General features: G+C 56.0%; 15 protein-coding genes. 4 read left to right on the plus strand and 11 right to left on the minus strand.

All coding sequences use genetic code 11. The features are described from left to right. The 5 genes from J2129_RS04100 to J2129_RS04120 form a co-directional block, all read right to left on the minus strand. Entirely contained in the window at nt 1-3,003 is a 3,003-nt protein-coding gene (locus tag J2129_RS04100; RefSeq protein ID WP_209629658.1) for a PD-(D/E)XK nuclease family protein, read from the minus strand. Nucleotides 3,004-3,112: 109 nt separating this feature from the next. Next, the gene (locus J2129_RS04105; RefSeq protein ID WP_209629659.1) at nt 3,113-5,836 is read right to left on the minus strand and encodes an SMC family ATPase; all 2,724 of its coding nucleotides are present in this window, start codon (nt 5,834-5,836) and stop codon (nt 3,113-3,115) included. Then, complete coding sequence (locus J2129_RS04110) at nt 5,833-6,978, minus strand: DNA repair exonuclease (RefSeq protein WP_209629660.1); 1,146 nt, start codon at nt 6,976-6,978, stop codon at nt 5,833-5,835. The genes J2129_RS04105 and J2129_RS04110 overlap by 4 nt, the downstream gene beginning before the upstream one ends. Nucleotides 6,979-7,129: 151 nt before the next feature. Then, the gene (locus tag J2129_RS04115) at nt 7,130-8,371 is read right to left on the minus strand and encodes a cation diffusion facilitator family transporter (RefSeq protein ID WP_209629661.1); all 1,242 of its coding nucleotides are present in this window, start codon (nt 8,369-8,371) and stop codon (nt 7,130-7,132) included. Between the two features lie 466 nt (nt 8,372-8,837). After that, nucleotides 8,838-9,500, minus strand: a complete 663-nt coding sequence (locus tag J2129_RS04120; RefSeq protein WP_209629662.1) for a hypothetical protein — start codon at nt 9,498-9,500, stop codon at nt 8,838-8,840. Between the two features lie 139 nt (nt 9,501-9,639). Here J2129_RS04120 and J2129_RS04125 point away from each other — a divergent pair, with 139 nt between their 5' ends. Beyond that, nucleotides 9,640-10,782, plus strand: a complete 1,143-nt coding sequence (locus J2129_RS04125; protein WP_209629663.1) for a hypothetical protein — start codon at nt 9,640-9,642, stop codon at nt 10,780-10,782. Between the two features lie 376 nt (nt 10,783-11,158). Here J2129_RS04125 and J2129_RS04130 read toward each other — a convergent pair whose 3' ends face one another. After that, entirely contained in the window at nt 11,159-11,833 is a 675-nt protein-coding gene (locus J2129_RS04130; RefSeq protein ID WP_209629664.1) for a class I SAM-dependent methyltransferase, read from the minus strand. 796 nt (nt 11,834-12,629) lie between these two features. Here J2129_RS04130 and rsgA point away from each other — a divergent pair. Next, complete coding sequence (rsgA, locus tag J2129_RS04135) at nt 12,630-13,352, plus strand: ribosome small subunit-dependent GTPase A (RefSeq protein WP_348632332.1); 723 nt, start codon at nt 12,630-12,632, stop codon at nt 13,350-13,352. 306 nt (nt 13,353-13,658) lie between these two features. On the opposite strand, the gene J2129_RS04140 is transcribed toward rsgA, so the two are convergent. The 5 genes from J2129_RS04140 to J2129_RS04160 all read right to left on the minus strand — a co-directional run bounded on the left by J2129_RS04140 (nt 13,659) and on the right by J2129_RS04160 (nt 21,292). Next, entirely contained in the window at nt 13,659-14,300 is a 642-nt protein-coding gene (locus tag J2129_RS04140) for a hypothetical protein (RefSeq protein WP_209629665.1), read from the minus strand. A gap of 267 nt (nt 14,301-14,567) precedes the next feature. Beyond that, entirely contained in the window at nt 14,568-15,074 is a 507-nt protein-coding gene (locus J2129_RS04145; RefSeq protein WP_209629666.1) for a hypothetical protein, read from the minus strand. A 135-nt stretch (nt 15,075-15,209) separates the two neighbouring features. Then, on the minus strand, nt 15,210-15,512 hold the full coding sequence (locus J2129_RS04150; protein WP_209629667.1) for a hypothetical protein: 303 nt from the start codon (nt 15,510-15,512) through the stop codon (nt 15,210-15,212). A gap of 148 nt (nt 15,513-15,660) precedes the next feature. Beyond that, nucleotides 15,661-17,208: an NERD domain-containing protein gene (locus J2129_RS04155; RefSeq protein WP_209629668.1), complete on the minus strand. Its 1,548-nt coding sequence runs from the start codon at nt 17,206-17,208 to the stop codon at nt 15,661-15,663. Nucleotides 17,209-17,248: 40 nt separating this feature from the next. After that, entirely contained in the window at nt 17,249-21,292 is a 4,044-nt protein-coding gene (locus tag J2129_RS04160) for an ATP-binding protein (protein WP_209629669.1), read from the minus strand. A gap of 1,299 nt (nt 21,293-22,591) precedes the next feature. Here J2129_RS04160 and J2129_RS04165 point away from each other — a divergent pair. Continuing rightward, entirely contained in the window at nt 22,592-23,569 is a 978-nt protein-coding gene (locus J2129_RS04165; protein WP_209629670.1) for a DUF1848 domain-containing protein, read from the plus strand. Nucleotides 23,570-24,221: 652 nt separating this feature from the next. Continuing rightward, on the plus strand, nt 24,222-25,160 hold the full coding sequence (locus J2129_RS04170) for a 4Fe-4S dicluster domain-containing protein (protein ID WP_209629671.1): 939 nt from the start codon (nt 24,222-24,224) through the stop codon (nt 25,158-25,160). Nucleotides 25,161-25,345 lie beyond the last annotated feature (185 nt).

Raw genomic sequence — 25,345 nt, forward strand, 5'->3', positions numbered from 1 at the left:
TCACTCCTCCCTCAGCGGCGCGGCAAGGCGCCACTTGTCGCACCTGCAGACCGTCCTGCACTCGCAGTACGGCAGGCACGGCGTCACTCGCGGTGCCGGCGGGAAGTATCCGGCCCTGATGGAACGGAGATATTCGCGCACCTGGTCAAGCGTGGCCTGGACTGTGGTCTCGATATCGTCCACTTCGCTCTCTCTCGCCTTTGAAAACCCCTTGAGATGGGGTTTTATCCTGGTGTCCCAGAGCACGGCCTTGTTTCTGGTCTCTCCTTTGCGCACCATATAATAGGTGCCGCCGACCCCGGCAAGTCCGGTGAGTGCCTCGACGGCGCGGATATAGAGGGGGAGCTGGAGGGCAGTGCCCTCCGTGATCTCACGCGGGAGTGGGTGGGTGCTGCCGGTCTTGTAGTCGGTGATGAGGAACGATCCTTCTGGTGAGAGGTCCACGCGGTCGATCCGGCCTCGCAGGAGGAGACGTTCCCCGTCTCCGAGGGGGATGGCGACTGGAGAGGGGACCGAGGCCGGGTCGGCGTCGGTGTCGCCGAGCGGCATCCCGAAGGAGAACTCGAAGTGGGCCGGGAGAAAGGGCGAGGCCGCACGTTTCTCTTCGGCGGCGAGGAACTCTTCCAGCACGCCTGGCCCCGTGGCCTCAGAGCCGAGGAGGTGCTCGCACCCGACCACCCATGCCGGGCTTGAGAAGGGGTAGCCCTCGAGTTCTTCTGCGGCGATGACCTGGAGGGCGTCGAGTGCCTGGGCACGGTTCTCTGCGGTGACCACACGTGCCCCGTCCCATCCAGAATAGAACCTGAAGGCGATCTGGTGGACCAGACGACCCCGTTCCTGGGGAGGGAGGTCTTTCTCGATCGCAGGGAAGGCTTCGAGCCCGAGGACCTTGCCGAGGTAGAACCAGAAGGGGCAGCGGGCATAGGTCTCCAGGGCGGTCGGGGAGTAGACGGCGTCAGGGCCGAACCGCTCAGCAAGGGCGGCTGAGATCTCCTCGTCGGCGGTGAAAACGGCGTCGAAGGGGGATTCGAACGCCCCGTTCCGTGCCCGGGTCTCGACATTGATCCTGGCGACGAGGTTCTCCACCCTGAGGTGAGGAGGGAGGAGGGCGGCCCCGTCGGCGAGGCGCCCGTCAGAGAACGCGGCGCCTGCCTTGGCCGCGGCCCAGAGCCTGGAATAATCCGCTCCTCTCTCGCCCCAGGTCCCGGCGTCTCCGACGAATTCGTCGAGGAACGAGGAGCAGAGGAGGGGGCGGTCGCCGTCTGAGAGAGGGGCGCTCAGGTAGACGTGCTCCCCTGCACGGAGGGCGGCGAGGAAGTAGGAGCGCTCCTCGCGGAGCACCTCGGCACCGGTCCTTGTCCCGAGGCGTCTCGTCTCCTGGTCGTTGGTGAAAGGGAGGCGGCCAGCGAGGTCAGGCATCTCGCCCTCGACGAGGCCGCCGATGAAGAGATACGGGACCGAGAGGTGCGGGAGTTCGCGGATGCCGACCACCTGCACGGCATGGCGGTTCTGCAGGGGGGCGGCCCTGCCCCCGGCCAGGAGGAGGCCGAGGCCCGAGTGGAACCTGGCCAGGTCCATGGGCCGCGTCGGCACCCAGGGCGCCGCACCTGCCAGGGAGTCGAGAACCTCGCGGAAGGCGGCGAGGTCGCGCCCCTCCTGGTCGGAGAGCACGGGGTCGCCCTCTGTCTGGAGACAGGGTGACTCCCAGCAATCGAGGAGGGCGCGGAAGGCATCGAGGTGTTCGGAGAGCGACCTGGTACCCTCGAGGGTGGCCAGGTCGGCGAAGAGGGCGACAAGTCTCTCTCTGACCTCGGCGATCTTCGCCACTTTTTCGTCGTCGTCCTGCCTGTCGGCCAGGGCGGCAAGCCGCCGGTCCCAGGCCTCGGCCCCGGCGACGATGTTGGCCTCGCGAGCAAGGGCATCCACCAGGTCGCCGTCGACCTCTCCGGCCGGACCGCCGAGATAGGGCGTTTTGAGGAGGGCCACGACGTCCTCGCGCCGGTAGGCCCTGGCTGGGGTGGCGAGCACGGTCATCAGGGCCTGGACGAGAGGCGATCGGGGGAGGGGTAGGCCTTTTGAAGGGGCGTAAGGGAGCCCGAAGTCAGGGAAGACCTCGGCGACGAGGGCGCCGCTCCTGGAGAGGTCTGGGAAGGCGACGGTGATCTCGCCCGGACTCACCCCCTCCTCGATGAGGGCCCTGACCTCGCCGGCGATCCCCCTCACCTCCTCGACCCGGTCTTTCCATGCCGCGAGCCTGATCTGGCGGGGACGGGCGGGATCCGCGGCCCTGCCAGGAAGACGCTCGACCTCGCCGAGCCACGCCCCCTCGTCGCCGCCAAGGACCGGGAGGGCATAGTGGAGCGCCGCCGCCCGGTCTCTGATGGCAAGGACCAGCGCTTTCTGCAGGGGCAACGGCTCGATGAGACCATAGACCCAGACGGTGCCGGTGCTCGTCTCGCGGTGGTCGAGAAGCCAGCGCTCTGCCCAGAGGAGGATCATGCCGCGGCTCACGAGCCGGTGTTCGTGAAGGTATGCAAGGTACGCCTCCCGCACCCAGGCGATCTCCGCGCTCTTCTCGCTCTGCAGGTCGCCGAGGGCTTCAGGGTAGGCCACCTGCCGGTAGGCGATCTGCGTGATCAGGCTCCTGAGATCCTGCACCGCCCCCTGCCCGCTCCGTCCGGTGCGCGTCAGGAGGGTGAGGCGGTCGGCATGCTCGGCAAGGAGGTGCGAGAGGATGAGGGTCGACTCGGTTTCGTCGATGAGGCGTTCGTCTGTGGCGTGGTCCTCGAAGAGGGTGCGGGCACATCCGGCCAGGGTGGTCACCCTGCTCTGGATGACGGCGACGCCCTCCTCGTCGAGACGGCGGAGGACCTCGCGCACCAATCGGCCGGTGGGAAGGATGAGCCAGGTGCCGAAGGGGTCGACGGCTGCGGCGGCGCGAAAGCCGGCGACGAACTCGTCCAGGCGGTCGCCAGGGAGGATGGGGTAGAGCGTGACAGGCATGGTTCTGGTCGTGAGAGGATGGGAGGGGAGGGTGGATGAAGGTTGTTGTCTGGTTGTGGAGTGGGGATAGATCAGCAAAAAGGTGATATCCTATCTCCACCTCTCCAGATCAGTTAAAATTACAATCCTCTCTCTTCCCATCATCTGGAACCCGGATCACATTTCCTCGTATCCTCGCATATGGCGTATCATTACAGGTGGCTACGACAACCTGACAATGATCTGCGGCGACCTCATTGAGGATCTGGCAGAGACGCCGCATCCTGAACGGGTCGGCGTTCACCAGGCGATCGTCGATGACGACGAGGTTCCGCTCTTCTTCACTTAAGATGACGCCCATCGCAAGACGCAGGAGGACGACGATCTGTTCATGGGTGCCGTAACTCAGACTCTTGAGCGGGAGCGTCTCGTGATATCGGGGATTCTGGACTTCAACAGGGAGGAGTTCCCCGTTCACCCCGACCGAATGATATGACCCGTCGGTGAGTGTCATGAGCCACTGATTCACCAGGGAAGATACCGGCCCACAGAGCGCTGTTGACTGTTCTTTTTTGAATGCCTGTACCATCTCGTGGAGGAGTTTTATGGCACTGGCCTGCCGGCCGATTCTCTCAAACTGATGCTGCTTCCTTTCCAGTAAGGCCTCTTGATCTGCAGTCTTGGAGTAGATGTCCCGGCCAATGATCATATCAATGCGGGCTTTTTTATCGGTGATTTCTTTTGTGACAGACTGGATCTGTTCTTCAAGACCCTGAACAACATGCAGGGCATCTTCATACTGTTCCTTTGGTTCTTCGACGAGGATCCTGTATTCATGCAGTACGCTCTCATGATCTTCATTGGCTTCATCAAGTGCCGCAGTTGCGTTTGCGAGTGCCTCTCGCAGGTGAGCATATGTGCCGTACGATCGCAAGACCTCAGAGTTCTCATCTTCAAGGCTCGTCTTCTGTGCTTGAAGTTTTATATGATCGTGTGATGATTTCTCCGCATTTTCGGATGCGTCATTGTACGCGCTCCGTGCCGCCTCTTCCTTCTGCTGCTTGCTTTCGATTTCCTTTGATAATTCTTTTTTCTGTTTTTTGAGAACTCTTGTCTTCTCCGTGAGCTCGTCGGCAGAAAGATTACGCCACTCGACAGGAGCGGAGTCAACCTCACTGTGCCAGCCTGTAATCTTTTGTTGGACCTTTACGAGTCTCTCATTGAGATCGTCACGCGATTCATTGGAGGTAAGATTCTTTCGATCTTTCTTAAGGACCTTGATCTCTCTTTCAAGATCAGAGCGGTGCTGCTGGAGATCATAGAGTCCCTGTTCGTCTGTCACTTCAAAACGATCAAGGATTGATTTTCTTTCATCAGAGAGAGTCAGAACCTTTGTATGTAATTCTTCGAGCGATGAGCCCCCGCCCCGGATGGTAACCGTGCCGAGATCCCCGATCGTGAACGTCGTCGGGCCGAGGATGAGGAATTCTTCCTCGTCGGTGAGATCTTCCACCTCTGGATCTGCAGTGATCGGGATGGTTCTGTCCTGCAGGTCGAACCCGATCCTGATCGCGGCCTGTTCTACCTTGCCATTGACAACCTCCAGTTCTCTCTGTACCTCCTGGAATTTTTTGAATTGTTTCTTCGTCGGTAGAGGCGTCGTGGAGAGTTCATCCTGTTTTACCTTGAGTTCCTTCTCAGTATCCTGAATGCTTTTGATCTGTTTCTCTACGTCCTTCTTCTCACTTTCAAGTTGTTTTGTCTTTTCAATCGCCTGAAGTGAGAGAATGTCTTTCTCCATCTGTTGGAGTTGCTGTTCCTGGATTTGTTTCCAGGCACTGCGGTGATGCTCCGCTTCTTTCTGTTCCAGACGTGCCTTCAACTGGAGGTCCTCGGAATCCTGCTTTTTCCGTGTCAGGTCCTCGTTGATCTCGTCGATCTTCTTTACGCGATGATCAACTGCCTTAAGGTCTCCTGAAATTCTATCAAGTTCTCTCTCAGCTTCTTGAACCACCTCATCTCTTTCTTGTTTCTTCTTTTCCAGTTCTTTGCTGTTTTCAAGTTTCTTTTTCAATCCAGTGATTTCATCCCTGGCAGATTTCAATTCTTCATCCTTCAGCCGTTTTGCCTCGGAAAGTCCTTCCAGATCCTGGCGATATTCTTCTACCTGTCTGGTGCCGTCATTGAATTCTTGCAGTCTGTCCTTGATTTCTGAGATCTCTTCCTGGAGTCGATCGAGTTCACTACCGGATTTTATATTACCATTTAATGGGGTGAAAAATTTCAGGTATTCATGTTCGATCTGTTGAATTATCCTATCTTCATCCGCGGACTTGGCGACCTGGCAGATAAATCCAGAAAGTCCTTCCTTCACCCCTTCCGCCCATGCCTTCTCTGGGAGAGGGCTGTCCCCCTGGAGGTACCAGAGAGCTTGACAGAGTCCCCGGTGCTCAGGCCTGGATGCTCGATTAAACTCTTTTCCTCGAAGAATCTCCCGTATTGCGTTGTCTGCGGCGTCGCCCTCGTGGTCACGTTCCCATTGATCGCCGCGCTGGGTGAAAAGTTCTGCAACAGGGTTCTTGAGGAATCTCTTTCGGATCTTGTACCTTCCTCCATTCGTCCGGAACACGATCGTCGCCTCTGGAGCGAGTGAACTCCCGAGAGGTTGTATCTGCCTGATCTCTTCGGCCTTTGAGGAATGCCGATCAAAGAGAACCCTGGTAAATGCCTCAAAGATGGTTGATTTCCCTGCTTCATTGCGGCCGACAAGGAGATTGAACCCGTCATCGAACTGAAAGGTGTGAGGTTCCCGGTAGCTACGCCAGCTCTTGACGGTGATCTCTTCTATGATCATGCCGACCGCCCCCCTGCAAGGCGGTGCAGGAGATTTCGTGCAGTTCGAACGATTTCAAGATCCTGATCCGCAAACTGCCGTCCTGGTCCGTCGGGTATCCGCTCGTCTTCAATGGCTGCAAGCGCCTCGTCCACCTGAGAAAGTATCCCGTCTGGGAGTTGGGCAGAGGCTTCACCAATGTATGTTCGACAGACGGGCTCGGCCCACTCCAGATAGAAGGCACGTTCCTGCATCTCTTTCTGTAATGTATCCAGGCGTTGCAGAGCATCGCTGTCGGTACATTCTTCAAGAATGGGAGATATTTTGAGCAGGACCGACGCCAGTGGGCCGAGGTCGCGGATCTGTGCATCAAGGGACTCGACATCTTCAACGGTGTGGATGTCTGGGGTGATCTCCACCCACTGCAGAGCATTGATCTTCTGCGTTTCAATCTGTGGCTGAGCGCGGGCTTCTTTGAGGCCGACCAGAACTACATTTCCAGGATCACGTTCACGAAAACTGGTCGGCTCCATTGTACCCGAATACACCGCTCTCCCTGACTGCTGGAAACTGTGCCAGTGTCCGAGAGCGAGATAGTCAAGGTCACACTGGTCGGCCCGATCTCTGGCTATAGGGAAGTTTTTTGCATCGTCTGCAAAAAGATCCAGGGATCCATGGGCGATACCGATGCGGATATGTGTGTCTCCTTCATCGCGGCGTGGGATCCAGGCGGTCGGATCAAGGCCGCTCTGTTTCTGGGTGAGGGGGCAGGGGTACAATACGACATCGTCGCTATGGCAATATTCCTCATTCTCTGTAAGGAGAGTGACATGCGGACCGATCCGTTCCCAACTGTCTCTCTCCCACACACCGCCAGGTATCCAGGGATCGTGATTGCCTGGTAGAACATACACCGGGATCGGGGCAAATTGGTTGAGGATGTCGACGGTCCTCTTTACTACGAGATCATCGACATTGTGGTCTTCAAAGGTGTCTCCTGCAAGGACCACAAAGTCCACGTCCTCCTGATGAGCAAGTTCGACGATGTGCTGTGCGGTTTCAAACCTCTTCTCTCTGACCTCTTTTGCTTTTGTGCCTGTATGGACTGCCTTCATCCCCATTTGCCAATCAGATGTATGTAGAAACTTTAACACGTTTATCACTGTATGCGAACCAGTATAGCAAAAAATACATATTAATATGACGCTTTTTGTCGGATCTTGAGATTTTATGGAATAAATGGATCAATGTGTTCAAAACTGATGATAGATACGATCAAGTATAATTTAGACATTTCAAAGATGTTTTCTTGTATTATCCAGTTCTATCTCCTTCCTCCGCCAACTCCGCCTCGATCACTCCCGTGAGCTCCCTCAGTGTCTCCACCCTGGTCGTCCTCATCTCGATCCTTGCCGACTCAAAGACATATTCCGGCGACTTCCCGGCAAACGACTGTTTCGCATAGACGATGTCGGGCTTGTGGGCGAGGAGCATCTCGGCCGCACGGAGCCCTTTCTGTTTTTCCATCTCGCGGGCCGGGTTGGAGAGGATCTCTTTGCGCTGCACTCTCCCTTCCTTCACGCTGAAGTCGAGGAGGGCGAAGTAGGGCGCTTCCCCAAAGTGAGAACTGAGCGTCCCCTCGAGATCGCTGAGCGGCACGGCACAGCGCACCCGTGAACGTTCGCCTGGTTCGGGGTGGATGACCACCCGCTCCACATTTGGGACCTGGTCGCGGATGCGGGCCTGGATGCGTTCGCCCACCCGCGTCGCCTCTGCAAGGTCGGTCGGCTTCATCACGACGCTCGCCTCGACAAAGATGTAGCGCCCCGAGTTTCGGCCGGTCAGATCCTTCACCCCGGTCACCATCGGCTCTGCAAGGACCGCCGCCCTGACGACGTCGCGCGTCTCGTGGTCGATCGAGGCGTCGAGGAGCGTGCGCATGCTGTCTTTCAGGATGCCCCATCCCGAGTAGGCGATGAAGACGGCGACGACGAGGGCTGCAAGGTGGTCGAGGGGCAGCCCGAAGTAGCGGCCCAGCAGCGCGAAGAAGACCACCGAAGTGGAGAGCACATCCACCCGGTGCTGTTTCCCGTCGGCGACAAGGCTTGGCGAGTGGTAGACGGTGCCCATCCGCACCTCATAGGTGCCAAGCACGTAGGGCACCGAGACCAGGGCGGCGACGGCGACGAGCACCCATCCGCTGAAGGGGAGGGGCGTCGCCTCGCCGGCGAGGGCAGTGGCGGCGATCTCCCATGCCGTGAAAAAGACGAGGAGGGCGATGGCCACGGCGACGAGGTTCTCCACCTTGTACAGTCCATAGGGAAATTCCCTGCTCGTGCGCGAGGAGAGCCAGATGCCGGCAAGGAGGGCGAGCGAGGCGAGGACGTCCAGGGACGAGTGGACGGCGTCGGCCCCGAGCGCCAGGCTTCCTGAGACCCGGGCGAGGAGGAGTTTTACCAGCACGAGTCCGACGTTCACGGCAAGGGAGATGAGCGCAACCTGCCGGACCACGGCGTCGGCCGCCTGTCGATCTTTGTGGGGGGGTGCCTCTCCCATGCCGGTAGGTCACCTCGGGGCTTTTTCTTCGCGGCGTCTGATAATCATTACGGAGACCTGGCCGGGGAAAGAGCCCGGGAAGGCACATCTCCGGAGGACTGTGAGAGGCGGTCCTCCTGAACAGGTCTGGAGAGTGGTGGGTCAGTGGAAGTCAGCATGAGGCGAGACCACGCCTCACACATATGTGATGAACATGATCGTGGTTCTCCAGGGCGTGGGCCCGTGCTCCCCCTTTCGGATCAGGACACCACAGAGGACCACCACTTCGTTGCCGCCCCCGCCTCTCTTATCTCTGCGGGGAGTGCGACCCTCCCGGCGCAAGCCCGCGGCGGAAATTCTGCGATTGAGGGCGGCACATCCGATGGTCCTGACGACCGGGCCGCCGCACTCCTCTCCATCGTGTGGGGGAGCATGCGACCTTATGCTGCGAGAGATGGTATTGGACTCCTGGATCCTCGCGGGCGGGTCAGGACTCCCTCCCTGCCGGACAGACCAGTTCGCAGACCCGGCAGTGATCGATCGCCCGGCGCTCCCCTTTTGCGGTCGTTTTGTTCACGTCGATCCTCTCCAGGCATGGGGCGCGGTGGTATCGCCCGCCAGAGAAGGCATGCATGGGACACGCCCTCAGGCATGGGGCGGAGCACTCCTCGCAGAAGGAGGAGCAGGGCATGACCGGAAGTTCAGGGACGTCGACATCGACCCAGAGCGCCCTGAACCGGATGCTCGGGCCGCACCCGGGGACGATCACCAGGTTGTTCCTCCCGACAAACCCGAGCCCCGCCATCACCGCGGCGTCCTTCAGGTAGATCCCGCCGTCATAGATCTGGTAGGGGAGGACGCGGGCATCGGTCCCGTGCACCTCTCCTAGCCAGCGGCAGAGATCTTCTGCGATCTGGTGCAGCATCTGGTCACCAGGAGTACCCTGTCCCTCCTCCCACCAGTCCAGTTCAGGACGGTCGGGGTCATGGAAGAGCCCGAGCACCATGAATGACCCGGTATCGGCACAGAACCCGGGCGGGCCGTCACTCAGCGCAGAGGGGCAGTCGTTCAGCGCCCGTGCCAGGACACACCCTGCCACGGTGGCGCCGAGGTCCTGTGCTCGTATGACGGCTTCGGCTGCGAGGTCCATGGGGGAGAGGTGGGCCTGGCACCAGAAAATAGTGGCGGTCCGCGGTCAGAGAGATCCATTCCAGGGGGTTTTTACCGGGCCAGACGATGGAAACAATAATATTCCCATACCTTTATCCTCTAATCAGAAAATGGAATTTTTGGATTGGCTGGATGAGAATTATCCCAGAGATTTTTTTGACGAGGCCATTGCACTCAGGGCCCTTCGCCATCTCCAGTATCATGAGAGGTGGGGCCTCTTCTCTGAGGACTATGGCTTCCAGCGCACCTGTGAGGGGCGGTGGTATGAATTCCTGGTCTACGAGATCGTGCGTACTCTTGCCCTCCAGACCGACACCATTCAGTCCATCGTCAGGAAGGGCGTCGATGTTCGCTCCCCGTTCATCGAACCGCACCCTGGCCAGAACGGACTGTATTACTCTGACAAAGGGGACCTGACCGTCAGAGGGAACGGGCAGACCATCGCCGAGATGGACCTGATGTATACCGACCCCCATGGGGACCTGGGCTTTTTCGAGGTGATCACCTCGACGATGGACCTCCAGCCCTTCCACGACGAGGTCTGCTATAAAAAAACGTTGCTCGCCTCGATGCTCGGGCAGGAGCGCGTCCCCTTTGTCCTGGTCTCGTCGGTGGACGTCTCGCGGTATAAGAGCATTCAAATGATCGCGTCTGATCCAGACAACCTGATCCTGATCACCAACCCGGTCGAGGAGATCAGGAACCTGATCTATGAAGGGTCGCTGCGGCGGAGGCCGGAGAGATCTGCTCCTCACCCGAAGGCCATCGACCTTGCCGAGATCGGTTCACGGGCGTCCTTCGACTACCTCGCGGTCCATGACCGCAACCGGGAGCGGGTCGTCAGGGCCATGCTCGCCCCGGGAAACGGCGGGATAGAGACGATCTCCTCGGTCGTCAACCCGATCTCGAAAAAGATCATGCTCGGCACCCTGGACCATTCCGGTGCCGGGGCGCTCTTCGAGGAGCATGAGGTCAGGGTCAAGGATGCCGTCTTCTCTGCCGACGATGTGGTCAGGGAGTTTGGCAGGGTGGTGATCGCCTTCGATATCCCGGGCTACACCCCGGTCATCTATCTCAAGGTGAAGGGGAAGAAGGAGTACCTGAAGGTCGTGCTGGATACGGGCGGCGACCTGGTGTACCAGGGGAAGAGGACGCCGGCACCCTATATGTCGGGGTTTTACGAGTGGCTAGACGAGGAAAAACCCCTGGTGGCCCCTGAGGTTGCAGAGCGGTATGCCTCGATATTTTTAGATGCGAATTGAATGAGCCTGGAGAGTTCCTCTTGATGGCCTGGTAAGCAGGAACGAACCCTGGGCCCACGCATACGCGACTTTGAAATTCTTGTGGGTCTCCAAAGGATGTGCATCTCCGCTCCCCTTCTGGTGAGACCATCACCGAACTGCCGCCCCTCTCTCTCTTCTCGTCTGTGGGGGTCTGGGGACTCTTGCCCCGTGACCCCCATGATGACGATGGAGCCGGGAAGGCGGAACAGATACACATAAAGAAGGTGCTTGCGGTCCTCGACCGATCTCGTGGGGGAGTGCGACCAAAGGGATCTTGAGAAGATCTCTGTTCTTCGATGGCCGACCACCCCGCCACAGAGCACCATTAAAAAATCTTTACTGAACTGCCAGTCGTTCATTTCCTCCCGGTAAAAACCGCAAAAGGCCGGTTCTTATACACCACGTCCACGTCGACAAACCCGATCTCGGTCAGCCACTTCATCTGGACCGAGAGCCTCTCAATCTGGTCCAGCCGGTCCCGTCGTCCAATTATCTCGGGCTTCTTCTCGTCGGGCAGGGGGCTTTTGTTTACGAAGGCGTCCCAGTAGGCGAAGTTCCGTTCCTGCTGCCAGGCGCTCTCCCCTTTCACCTCCTCGGCGTTCACAAAGATCCCGCCCGGGGTGAGGGCTTCAAAGACCCGCCTGTACAGGGCATATTTCTCCTCGCGCTCAAGGTGGTGGATGGAGAGGGCCGAGGTGATCAGGTTGTAGTGTCCGGGGAGAGGTTCATACCGGTAGTCGGCGACCAGAAACTGCACCCTGCTCCTCCCGGCAAAACGCTTCTTTGCGATCTCCAGCATCTTCTCTGAGTTGTCGAGGAGGGTCATGGAGGCTCCTGGGTATCGCTGCAGGAGGAGCGCAGAGAGGAGCCCGGTCCCGGCACCGATGTCGAGGATGGCGGGCGCCTCCCCGGGCCATGCCGCCGCCCAGACTGCGGCGCCGTAGAACGCCTCGATCTCAGGGATGATCCATCTTCGCTGGGCGTCGTAGTCTGACGCCCCGGCGTCGAATGCCGCGTGTACCTCGTCCATGGGTATCGGTGAGGGAGTGCGGGCATATAAATCCAGGGCGTGGGGTGCATTCATAGGACCATCCATGTGGAGATCCTTGTGTCGATTCTCTCTCCAGGACCATCGGGTCTGCCTTCCTGGCCGAATCTTTATCCCGGGCATGTGGGGGAGACAAGCGCAAGCAAGTTCGAGAAGATCTTTGATCATCTCATGTTCGCTCCGCTTACACCTGTCACACGATAGGGTCGAGGACGGCACACCCCTCTTCACGCTCTCTCCGCCTTTTGGGCCCAATCCTCGTTCCAGAAGTGCGGGGAGAAGCCGCGCCTCCGGCGAGAAGATATGGGAAGGCAAGTGAGTCGCACGCAAAACCGAGATATAGCAAGAATTTCACAGAACCACCCCTGTGGAAATCTTCTGCTGGGTCCTGTGAAACCCTCACTTCCTCTTACTCTCTCTCAAAGAGATCTCAGCAAGATTAACACCCATAGTGGTGAGACACTACGATTGATCCAAAATGGAGGGGCCACCAGAATCGAAGATGCCAGAAGAGACTCTCTTGAATTCTATTCCCGGATGGGACGAAGGGTTCGAGAGAGCATTTTCCGCATACACTGGCCGCTTACATTGCAGGAAGAGTTGCGGCCCAGCACAAGACCGTCTATGAGAGCCGGGTTAGGAAATCTCCGGTGGTCGGCGATTTTGTCGTGCTGCTGGATCATGCCGGATTGAACTCATACACCATCGTGGATATCCTGCCAAGGAAGACCTGTCTTGCACGGGGCCTGGCAGGGGAGAACAAGGAATCGCCGCACACATCGTCACCGCAGTTGGAAAAAATCTCGACCTGAGAAGAATAGAGAGATATCTCACTATTGTCTATTCATCTGGAGCAAGCCCGGTGATCATACTCAATAAAATCAACCTTGCCGGGGACCCGCATGCGGTCCTCAAAGAACTGGAGTCCATTGCAGGTGACGTTCCGGTATGCGGCGTCAGTGCTCTTACAAAGGACGGGCTTGACGTGCTCGCATCTTCTCTCAGTCCCAATAAGACGGTGGCGCTCATCGGTTCGTCCGGGGTGGGCAAGTCCACGCGTGTCAACGCCTTTTTCCATGCAACGGCCCAGAAGACCACAGACGTCAGGGAAGATGACGAGAAAGGCAGACACACCACCACGGTGCGGCAATTGTTCGTCCTCCCAGATGGTGGAATATTTATAGACAATCCTGGAATTCGGGAAATTCAACTTGGAGACTCCTCGAACGGTGTGGATAAGGCATTCTCAGATATCCTTGAGGTGGCCCGGAACTGTAAGTTCAAGGACTGCACACATCGCACCGAACCACATTGCGTCGTCAGGGAGGCAGTCCATCAGGGAGTCATCACCGAGGAGCGGGTGAATAGTTATCACAAACTGATGGACGAACTCGCCTTTCAGTCAGAGCGGGCCGAACCTGGCCTGAAGAGGCTGGAGAAGAAAAATTATAAGGGGATGCTGCAGGGTGCAAGAAACTACCGGAAATATGTTGGGAAATAAAGAATCCTCGGCTCTGTAGAAATCCTCAGGACAGCCATCTCTGCGGGGGGCGGCGGGCGACACACATCCTTCCCACACAATACAATAGGCGAAGGGTTCTACAGAGCCGAGTCCTCACTGAGATGAACTTCTCCCTCCCTGGCGGTAAGAGGGTGCTGTTCCCTGGTCCCCCCACCTCACGATGGGGACAAGAGGAGAAGAAGAATCCTCACGGTCCTTCCTCCCTTGCCATCCAAGGAGTAGAGGGACAGAAACCCCGGGCGCAATGAATGCTCGCCCGGTGTTCGCGTAGGGGGGCCGACCAGATCAGTTCTCAGATGACTCCTCGACGGTCGTATACGACCCCCTGCTCGCCTCCTCCAGCAATCCCGAGCAGATCCCGCAGAGGTGGACCCTGATCTGGTCTCTCCCTGAATTATTCGTGCAGAGCTCTTTGCTCTGGAGTTTGAGATAATTTGCAATCAAGGTTTTCTCTTCTTCAAGGGTCTGGATCTCGTTATAGGTGTTTTTCACTTCTGGATGGTCTTTGCTGAGGTCATAGTCGGGGTTCTTGGCCATCTGGTCGATCGCGACCTTCAACCTGCTCACGACGGTCTGGACGGTCTCGGAATCGTCCTGACTTTTCTGAATGATCTCGTTTACGTTCGGGATTTTTTTGCTGAAATTCGGGATGTCGGTCTTTATGGTCTCGATTTTCAGGTCAAGATATTGGTTCCCGGCGAGTTGGTCGACCATTGACTGGTAATATTGGGTGAACTCAGTCTTTCTCACATTGATCTTGTTGTAGAGGAGCTGGATCTTCATATCGATCTCCCCGGTCATGGTCGCGGTCAGTGCCTGTATCTCCTCTTCTGAGCGCCTGCAGATATAGCACTCCTTCTCTGAGGGTTCGGTGGGTTCTGATTCTGGTGTCTGGTTCCGGTTCACCAGCATGTCCAAGAAGGCCATGATATATCAAATGAATTCTGATTTGATAAATGTTGTTTTTCTTTATCTTCATAATTTTGGGACAATAGGAGGAATTCCTCATCCGATGGGACCTTTAGATCCCCGTGTCTCTTCCCAGCACGGGGGCGACAGCTCCGCCGTCCCGTCCCTCTCGCTATCCCAGCGGTCAGGCCGGCACTCGTCCCCGCGGCGGCGGTGTGAGAAGGGATGGATGTGTGGGTGCACACCGAAAAGGGGAGGAACTCTCCACCTTCTGAAGTGGAGAGATCAGGTGGCCGACTGCTCACCCTCCTCTGCCCGATACTTCTCCGTGATTCTCTCGTACATCCACGTGAATCCCTCAAGGGCACCGGCAATCTCCACCTCAGGGCACTCTGCCTGCTGGTACCACTCGACGATAGAGTCGACGGCCTCGGCATAGGTGAGAGGCCGCGCCCACTCTCCAGGAAGGGGACGGGGAGTCTCAGGTGACGGCGTCTCCAGATTTTTTCTGTGGAGACGGTCTCCGATGATGCGTGCCTTTTCGGGCAGCGTCTTTCCTGTCGGGATGACAAAGTATCCGGACGCCAGATAGGGGGAAGGGTCCTCCCCATCTACAGGGTGGACGCAGTGCGCCACCCGGTGGAAGAAGAGGCGGCCAGGGCCTTCGCCGTGGAGGTGAAAGAGACCGCAGTGCGGGCACCAGACCACCTGTCCGGTCTTTTTTGCGGGTCTCCTGTAGGCAGGGAGACAGACCGGGGGGTCTGGGAAGTCGTCATGGCTGAGGGGTGTCATGAATCGATCTATGGACGTGGAATTATTTAAGTCGACCTTTCTCACGGGTTGTGATGGTTTGGTGAGAGATGATTATTCGATCAGTCACTTCTCCTCTGCGTGTGCATCCATCGCCTCTCTTTGCGCGGGATCGCATCAAACCAGAGTACCTCTGATATCTAGAGTGCCATAATGGGGTATTCCAGAGATCAACTTAGAGCGATCTTCACACAGGGTGTTTGAGAGATGTTCTCCCCCCATGGCTTTGTAGAAACCCTCATAGATCTGTCTGAGTAGCCTTCTGGTCATGTGTTTCCCCCCTTTGCGAGGGGGTTTCGCCCCCAGGCTCTCGAAGATCAAAAATCTTCTCAAGCTCCCTTCGGTCGCACCCCTCCACACGATAGAGTCGAGGACGGCAGTCCCCTCTTCTTTTTTGTCTATACTACCTTCTCTGCTCAATTACCCTCCTGGGAGCCCGTGGGAGCCGCGCTCCTAGCAAGAGACTATGGGAAGAGGGGTAACACACATGCTCCCCGCAATAGGTGAAGGGTTCTACAGAACCTATCCTGTGGCTCTACTGGACCGCAGAAAAAAATCCTCCTATGATTCAAGATCCGGCGATCATATGCAGGATGAGATCGGCCTTTGCCGCCAACTCCTCTGGGACCTCAGAGAGTCCCCCTTCCAGTCTGCATCCCAACTGCGTGTGGAGGTCGATGACGTCCTGCCTGACCTCCTCAGGAGAATACCTGATGAGGTCTCCAGAATATTTGTATGCCTTCTTGAGGTCATGTAGTTCGAGACATGCAATGATGAGATTGGTACAATAATAGGCCGAGTCCCTGGACCTGAGCAGGTCAGTTCCCTTCGTCGTCGATGCTGTCTCATACCCTAGACATGAGTCCTGGACCCCGCCAGGCACCGCCACCTCAGAGGGAATACCCACCCCACGACCGGCAGAATCAGACAGGGCTTTCTCCTTTCTGATGCCACACCACCCATACTCCTCAGGAGACAGTTCTGTCAGGCTCAGTGCTCTCGCCATCGCCTCCATATCCGCCTTGAGCAACGTGTAGCCGGCATTGACATATTTCAGGCGCTCGACCAGGTCGTCGGCGGTGATGACCGCAAACCATGCCCTGACCTTCTCGCCGGCAATCTGGTTCAGATCATACCGGCTCCCCTGCCTGAAATATCCCCACGACTGGATCCGGATCAGGTTGGAATAGCATCCTCGCCCGGTATGTTCGATGATGGCGGGGAAATGCTCCCTGGCGATCTGTACATATTTCGTATAAAAGTCGAACCTGTGTTTATTGCACTGCCTGAAGACATTGGACGTGACCCTCACTGTGGTGCCTGTCCTGGTATGTACAGTCCAGTCCCCATTCTCCGAACCCGTGATCTCGCCCAGATAATTTTTCAGTTCAAGGATCACAGGTCCATGCTTCATCAGGACCAGGCAGTCGATCTCCCCGTTTGCGACCCTGACATTGAAGAACAGGTACAGGGGGGGCTCAAGCACCCCGTCATGCAGGGCCGAGGAGAGAAGGGAGACGATCTCTTTCATCTGCTCGTGCTCGCCCCAGTAGGTCCCCGCTTCCCCGAAAAAGATCTTGAAATCTTCTTCATTGCCCAGGGAGTCGTCTGAAAGGACAGCGGGCCGATGACGAGCATGTTCGAATCCTTTGATGACCACGGCATACAATTCCCCGAGAAAATCATTCTCTGGTTCTGGGAATTTTTTCGCTTTTCGAAAGCAGCGAGAAGCATCATATTCTCTCCCCCTCTCGAAGAGCAGTTCCCCTGACAACTCCCATGCGCGCCGGTGCTGCTTCTCCTGCCGTATCACCCTCTTATAGCAGTCAAGCGCATCGTCATATTTTTTCAGTCTGAAATAGGCGTAGCCAAGGTTGCAAAGATGGTCGGGGTGAGTGGAGAGCGGACCCGAGACCTTGTCCAGGCATGCAAAGGCCTCCTCAAACTCTTCGACTTCAGACCATGCAAGCCCCATGGCCTCCCACAGCCCAGGATTGTCCGGGGCCAGGGCAAGGGCGTTTTCATAGCATTCTCTCTGTACCTCAGGGACCGGCATATCATAGCCGCGCTCAAACCACTCTTCTGCAGTCAGGCCGGAGATTCTCTTTTGCGTCATGGTCATCCGAAAAATTATGATGAAGGGATTATTACGACATTCAGAGTTCGATCTTCGTTTTAATGTCAGAGATCACTTCTCTTGGCGTATCTGAGATCTTTCGTGCCCTGATCTCCATCACGTCATATCCGTGTTTTTTCAGTTTCTCGTGGCGGAGCGCCTTCTCTTCCATCGAAATCTCGGACTTGTACACGATGTTCACCGCCAGGGCAACCCCTCCTTCATTCAGGGCAAAGTCGACACCGACCCCGCCGATATGTAGGTCGACCTCAGGTTTCCAGCCCTCGACAAGCATCAGGCTGAAGAGGTACAACTTTTCATAGCCCTGGGCATTTGCGGATTTTCTGAGCATGTCCACCGTCTCGATATAGCGTACGAGATCGGCCATGATGCCCCCAGATTTTTTGCAGAACTCGTAGTCGGTCACCACATACAATGCGTCCTTTGCCCGGGAGAGCGCGACGTTGATGAGGTTCACGGGGTTCTGGACGAAGTTGACCGCTCCAGGCGCCATGTTCCTGGAGATCACAGGACTGAAGACGATGACCCTGCGTTCGTCGCCCTGGAATGTATGGGCCGTCCCGACAGTCACGTCCTCGATCTTGAGTCTGGCAAGTTCGGTCTGGATTAACTCTTTCTGTGCACGGAAAGGAGTCACAATCCCGATGGACCTCGGATCAGATTTCTGGGAATGTACCAGGGTATCGACAAGTTCGGCGACACGTTTTGCCTCCTTATCATTTTTCCAGCTCCCGGACTTGACACAGTAGCCCCTGATATCTATCCCAAATATGCCGTTGTCCCCGAGATCCTCCTTTGAACACTCGATCGCTCTCATGATTGCGAGTTTTTTATTGTATATCACGAGGTTGATGAACCCCACGATGAGCGGGTGGGACCGGTAATGTTCGAGCAGGTCGATCACCTGGCACCCGTCAGGCAGGGACTCTTCGGCGAGGCGGTAGAGGTCATTGCTTATGTGCCTGAACATGTCAGGCATATTCTCGACGCCGTGATGTGTCGCAATCCTCTGGTCCATCTCTGGCGAACTGATCCTGGGAATTGCGGGGAGCTGTTTTGGATCTCCGATCACCGCAAGGTGTTTGGCACGGTAGATGAGGGGGAGAACAGACGAGATATCACACTGACTTGCCTCGTCGACGACGACGATGTCAAAGATTCCAGGCTGCAGGGGGATCGACTGGGTTGAGAGAGATGTCGTGATCCAGATCGGGGCGACAGGGAGACAGTCCATAAAAAGGTCTGCCTGATAGGCAGGGAGCGAGAAACTTTCAAACTTGTGATTCTCATAGCTGCGCAGCAGTTGGTCCAGATCTTTTTTGCCGCTTGATATACTCCTGATCTCTGCGATCCTCTTTTCACTGGCAATTTCAAAAGACAATACCTCTTGTTTCTGATCGATCCGCGTGATCCTGATATTGATCTCTGACGACCTGAAAGGTTCAAAGAGTGTACGCCATTCCTGTATGGGCCAGTTGGTGTCGTTTGCGGTGATGACAGGAAGGATCTCTGCGAGTAACTCTTTTTGCGCCTTCTCGTCAGGGACCTTCTGGCAGGCACTTTTGATTTCGTCCCTCGCCCATTCGAGTTCTTCGTTCAATCTGGCTTTTTGAGGGGGGAGGACGGTTTCAGAGTAGTGCTTCCATTCTTCAAGCCATCTGTGGCATTGGTCTAGATGGAGCAGATAGGAATCGTCCTCTGGGAAGACGGTGTGGTCGGGGTATTCGACCGGATTGTAGGGTTCTTTACCCCACCAACGGCCGAGGGTGTCTGCCTCTGCCGGGACGGCATCCCGCGTCTGCTGGAGTGCCTGGTAGGTGTCAAGACGTGAGAAGAGGGTGCGCCATGTGTCGACGAACGATTCAATATCATTTGTATAGAGCGCCTCTCGTGCCGCCGCGAGGGTTGCATTGTCCGGGTGAGAGGTCAGCGCCCTGACCGAGTCGGTGAATGCTTTTCCAGTCCCCGAGACCCATGCCTTCTTAATGGGGTTGCCGGGGGCGATGGTCTCAAAATCCGACGCAACTGCTTTCAAGGTACCGATCTCTTTCTCTGCCTTTCCATAGGCCTCCCATGCCGCCGCGGCTCTCTCTGTAAGGTCGATCTTTCCGGCGATCTCGTCGGCGATCTTTCTCCATGCGGGAATATCTGTGCTGCTCTCAGGGGAATCGAAGAATTTCAGTCCTTTCAGGTCGAGGCAGAGACGTGAAAAGAGTGACCTGACCCGTGCAGATTCCGCCGCCGAGTCTTCATACTGTTTCCTGGCGGCAAGCCACTTCAGGGTATCTTCTATGATCTCAGACAGTGTGGCGCGTGACTGGTCGTCCGGCGTCCCTATCTCGCGCTGGACTGATACCGGGTACTGCTGGAAGATCTGCGTTTCGAGATCTCTCAGTCTCCTGTTGAGTCTGCTCCTCCTGGAGAAGGGATTCGGGAAGAAACCCCTGGGGAGCATGGCATATTCCTTGTATCCTGCCATCCATTTTTCAAGAGGGTCTGGATCGATCTGGGCATCCTCTGAGATACCAAGATTATTCACGCTCTCTTTTGCACGCCGGTATTTGTCCTGTATCTCCTGGAGCGTCTCGATGGTCTCGGTCTCTCTGTGGCAGGAGAGATTGATCTCGTCCATCAGGGATGTTGCGCTTCCCGCCCACTTTTCTGCCTCCTCTTTCCCAGACCATACCCTGTACTCCTCTTTCATCTGATGAGAGGCAATGGTCTTTTCAAGAGGCCTGGAGAGATAGGATTTATAATTTCCGTACCATTTCAGCAGGTCCTCGGGTTCGTCACGGTGTGTATTGAGGGTCGGCCAGTTCTTCATGTCTGGCTCCAGCCCGAGTTTTTTGAGGACCTCTTTGAGATCGAGGTCTATCTCTTCGATCTCCCTCTGGTAGTGCTCACGTTTCTTTGTGTTATTCTTGATCTCTTGCTGGTAACTCGGAATTTCGCCCAGCCACCTCTCCAGACCGGCAACGGCCTCCTCGAACTCTTCTGGCGGGATCTGGTATCCGATCTCATTCAGCGACGACCGGTATGAGGCAGAGGCGCCGTCGAGTTCATGTCTCATCTCGGCTACTTTGGCATAGGCGTCAAATGCAGAGAAGAGTGATTCTTCAATCTGTTGCGGGACGCCGGTTCTGATATAGTCCTTATATCGGTCTTTCTCTCTTTCCAGCGACTTTTGCTTCTCTATGAGACTCCGTAAATTTTCCTGGTTATATGGATTATAAACTTTGATTGCGTCTTTAATCCTCCTGAGACCGTTGCATATCGTGTTGGTGCTTTTATTCCCGGCTTTGAGAGTGACAGGAAGAAGAGGTCTGCTGGATTCGATGCGGTTGATCCGGTCATGGATGACTTCCACCGCTTTGTTGTTATTGCTTGCAAAGAGTACAGACGTACCTCGCGCCCAACTGTTGACCAGCAGTGAAACAACCACCTGACTTTTCCCGCATCCTGGAGGGCCGCTGATGACGCTCACGGGATTTCCAGACAAAATCGTGGACACTGCCATCTGCTGCTCATTGTTCAATGGGACGACAGGGAGCACTGTCTCTTTCTCTTCAGGAATGCCAGATGCAGACCCACCAAGGAGTCTCAGTCCTCCTATGTCGTTTGGGTCGTCACGCAACCTCCTCTCGATCTCGTTATAATCGTCGAGGAGGTGTTTTGAGTAACTGTACGAGTCGGGCGGGGCAAAGAGGATCCATTGCGTCTTGCTTGTATCCAGGATTTCTTTTAGGACAGGAATTTCAGTGATTATCTCGGCATACAGGGAGGTGCAGAGACTTTTGCCGTTCCGGGCGTACGTCTCCTCTGCCTTTTCAATAAAATCAGGGAGGTACTCGTGCAACCCTTTTTCAGGACGATATGACAATTTATTTCTCAATACCGGCTCAAGCCGCGGGGAAAATTCCCATTTCTGGGCGTCGGGGGTGATATAGAGGGAGCCTTCCGGCCCCTCCTCGACGCTGACGTCGAGACAGATTAGTGGATTTAAATAGAGTACCCAGGAATTATTGACTTTTTTGTTGTTGACCCAGCAGAGACAGCCGAGCATGAGGTGGCGGGTGTGTTCTTCTGGCTGCTGTTCATTCAGAAAGGATCTCAGGGTATCGTCAAAAGGGACCTCCCAGGGGCCTGAGAAAGTTTCGGGCTGAAAATTCATCAAGAGAGCGTATCTTTCGCTGTTGTGCGTATTGATCGAGAAAAAATCGTCTGCACTCTTCTCAATGATCTCCCTGTGGTATTGCACAATATGTAACCAGTTTAGATTTTTGACTGATCCCGATGTATTTTCCATATTGATCCTCTATAAAACTCCTGATTCCCTTTGTGGGCTAAATAATAAATTTATTTCTAAAATATACTAATATAAATCCGATATTTTTTGATCGGGGATAGATTCACAGAAATACCAGTCAGACCCATTGGACTCTGGCCCTGGCCCTGCAGGATAAGAGATGAACTCCAGACTCACGCATACGCGGTTGGAACGTTCATGAAGGGATCAGGAATCTCACCCCCCGTGAGATTATAGAAATAATTCTCCGATGAGAGGCGAGAGGCGTCGCACCTCTGATCATCTCGCCTTTCGGCTCTGTAGAAACCCTTCCCGATGTATTGTGGGGGTAAATGTGTGTCACCCGCCGTCCCATAGTCTCTTGCCGGGGGTGAGTGCCGCCCGCACCCCCGGGCCACGATGAGGCCAGGAAGGCAGAATAGACGACCATGAAGAGGCAACTGCTTTCCTTCCTCTTAATCGTGTGGCGGGGTGTGAGCGGAGCGAACTTGAGAAGATCTCTGATTTTCGAGATGCCCCCCTGCCAGAGATTTCCACTCAGAAGATATCTACAGAGCCCGTCTTCCTGCATCAACCGTGCGACGGGCTCTGTCTTCAGATTTCCAGGACAAAGATAGAACCGGAAAGACACGATGGACAGACATGAAGAAGGGGCAACCGTCCTTTATTCTATCATGTGACGGGAGTGTGAGCGAGAGAGAATTTGAGAAGATTTGTGATTTTCGAGAGGCACGTCCCCCTCACCTCCCGCCGATGAAGATTGGCGGAGGATGGCATCCCATCTTCACGATCATTGCTCGCCTTCCCCCCATCGCCATGCCGGGGGCCTAGGCGGCACTCGCCCCAGGTGCGGTGATGTGGGAAGGCATGAAGGCATGGTTGGGCAACGAAGAGAGGGAAGATTTCTCCACCACATCCAGTGCTCTCTTCTAAGAGGGAGGAGAGTAGGAGAGTGTTGGGATGACCTCCTGGTATGCTTGAGATGTGCTTCTTGGTTCATGTAGAATTTTTTTGTATCCCAATGATGTAACAGATTATCGACACACACCCCTTTCGATGACAATGAAGACCATCACTCCAGTGATCATTTCAGCAAGTCGGGCGACCGATCTCCCGGCATTCTACAGCGAATGGCTCATGAACCGGATCCGGGCAGGGTATGCGATCTGGACCAATCCGTTCAACAGAAATTTCTCCCAGAAAGTTTCTTTTGCACAGACGCGTGCGTTTGTCTTCTGGACCAAGAACCCCGCCCCGCTCATGCCCCACCTCGACGAGATCGATGAGATGGGGTATCACTACTACTTCCAGTACACCCTCAACGACTATGAAGAGGAGGGGCTCGAACCAGGCCTGCCCCCCCTGGACGAACGCATCCAGACGTTCAGGACACTTGCCGAGCGGGTGGGGAAGGCGCGGGTGATCTGGCGCTTCGACCCTCTCCTTCTCTCCGACGATCTTACCGTCGAGCACCTTCTGGAGCGGGTGCGCAGGGTAGGAGACCAGGTGCATTCCTCGACCGAACGCCTGGTCTTCAGCTTCGCCGACATCGAGACATACCGTTCGGTCAGGCGGCGACTCGGTGAAGGGTATCGTGAGTTCAGCCCTGACGAGATGAACTACTTTGCCGAATCCATCGCTGAGATAAACCAGGACTGGGGCCTCGCCCTCGCCACCTGTGCAGAGAGAAAAAATCTCTCCGCCTATGGGGTCGAGAAGAACCGGTGCATCGACGACCGCCTCCTCCGCCGTCTCTTCCCTGAGGACAGAGAACTGATGGCATTTCTCGGCCCAGCCCCTCAGCGCGATCTTTTTGGGAACAGTGTCGAAGATCCCGGGAGACGAAAACGCCTGAAGGACAAGGGGCAGCGGAAAGAGTGCGGGTGTATCAAGAGCAAAGACATCGGGGCCTATTCCACCTGTCCTCACCTCTGCCGCTACTGCTATGCCAACGCGGTGGAGAAAACGGTGAAGAGGAACTACGAGACGCACCGGCCTGATATGGAGGGGTTGATCGCGTATTATACTGAATGAGGGATGCCCCTCTTCCATGGGGAGGATGCCATATCCCTAAACTCCCTAAGGCCTGATCATAGCCCTCCGAACCCCTCTCAACACGATAGGTCGTGGACGTCACCTCTCTCTCCTGGTCCATCGATTGTGCCTTCTCCCCTCATCATGGCCCGTCGGGTTCCAGGGGCAGCACCCCCGGTGAGAGACTATGGGAAGGCGATTGATGCATGGGTGTGCGACAAAGAGGGGAGGATATCCCACCCACAAGATGACCTCCTATAAAAATCGCAGCGATCTCCGCCAATTTCATCAGGCCATAGACGGACGTTCCCTGGACCCGAGGGTGGAAACACCCTCTTCAATCATATGGGGTCTGAAAGAACCCCGAAGAGTCCATGAATATTCCCCCATTTCACGAGGGGGCGCCGTTTTGTTGAGACCACAAAATACACCCGATCTGCCCCTGGATCTGGGAGTTCGATCCCTGATCAAAGGGCGATATGGCCGTATTTGTGATCTGGAAAGAGAGGATGGGATGGCGACCCGCAGTCCCCCTCCCTGAGAGAACAGACAGTCCCTCTGATCACACGATGCAAGATCGAATGCTATTTCATCCCTGAATGTGCAGGTGAGTTCAGGAGGGAATAGATTGAAGAAAGGGATGAAGGGGAGAATGATCCGGGATTTTTTTGCCGAACTCGAAGAAGACGAGAGTAAAATCCTCGAATATGATGGGGTGATCCTCTCTGGCCCCGGGTCCCCACAAAGAGACGAGTTTCGAGATCCAGACAGACCGATCTCTCTCCCCTCGAGTGTGAAAGAGAAAGTTTTGTTTGTCATAAAAATTCTGCCCCACATCAGACGGGTCCAGAAGGCCCAGAAACAGAGCGTCATCTCACTGGAACAGAATCCTGAAAACCCAAAGACGATCGCCAGTGACGATTTTCTTCACGACCTCGAACTCACAGCGACCGAGATGGGGGCCTCTGCGATCGGGTATGCCACGGTCTCTGAAGATGAGATCTTTACCCAGAAAGGGATCCTCTACAAAAACGCCATCGTGCTGACCGCGCCGATGGACAGAGAAAAGATCAATACTGCACCTGGTTTTGATAGTTCTGAGACGTCCTTTGCTTCTTATGCAATGCTTGGAGAGATCGTGAACCAGGTTGCCGGTCATCTACGGGCACACGGGTTCGGGGCCCAGGCAGATCCGGCGCTGGGCGGGAAGGTGTCGTTCCCAGATCTCGCGGAGAACGCAACCATCGGTCTTCGCGGGAGGCACGGGCTTCTGATCTCCCCTGAGAACGGCCCGTGCCAGAGGATTGCGGCGGTCTATACGAGCATCACGAACCTGCCGACCTCTTCCGAGAACCCGCATCTATGGATCCGTGATTTCTGCAGGACATGCGGGGAATGCGCCAAACATTGCCCTGGGGGAGCGATCAACCTGGGATACGAACCAGGTCCAGAGGGGCGCCGCCCCTTTATTGACGCGAAGAAATGCCATCCCTATTTCGAGGAGTACCATGGGTGCGGGGTGTGCATACGGGTCTGTCCGTTCCACATGCAGGGGTATGAAATGGTCCGTGCAAAGGTAAAAAAGAGTTGAGAATGTGCTTTCGCCGGACGGTGCAAAAAAAAGATCCTGGTCCTGCCCCTCGGTCTAAACCCTGTCCTCCACCTGGGGGCGTGCCGTCCCCCAAACACCCCGCTCCATGATAGGTCGGGGACGGCAGCACTCTCTTTATGGTCATCCTATCGTGGTCCCTGGGGTGCGGGCGGCACTCGCCCCCG

This window comes from Methanofollis sp. W23 (assembly GCF_017875325.1).
GTDB lineage: Archaea > Halobacteriota > Methanomicrobia > Methanomicrobiales > Methanofollaceae > Methanofollis.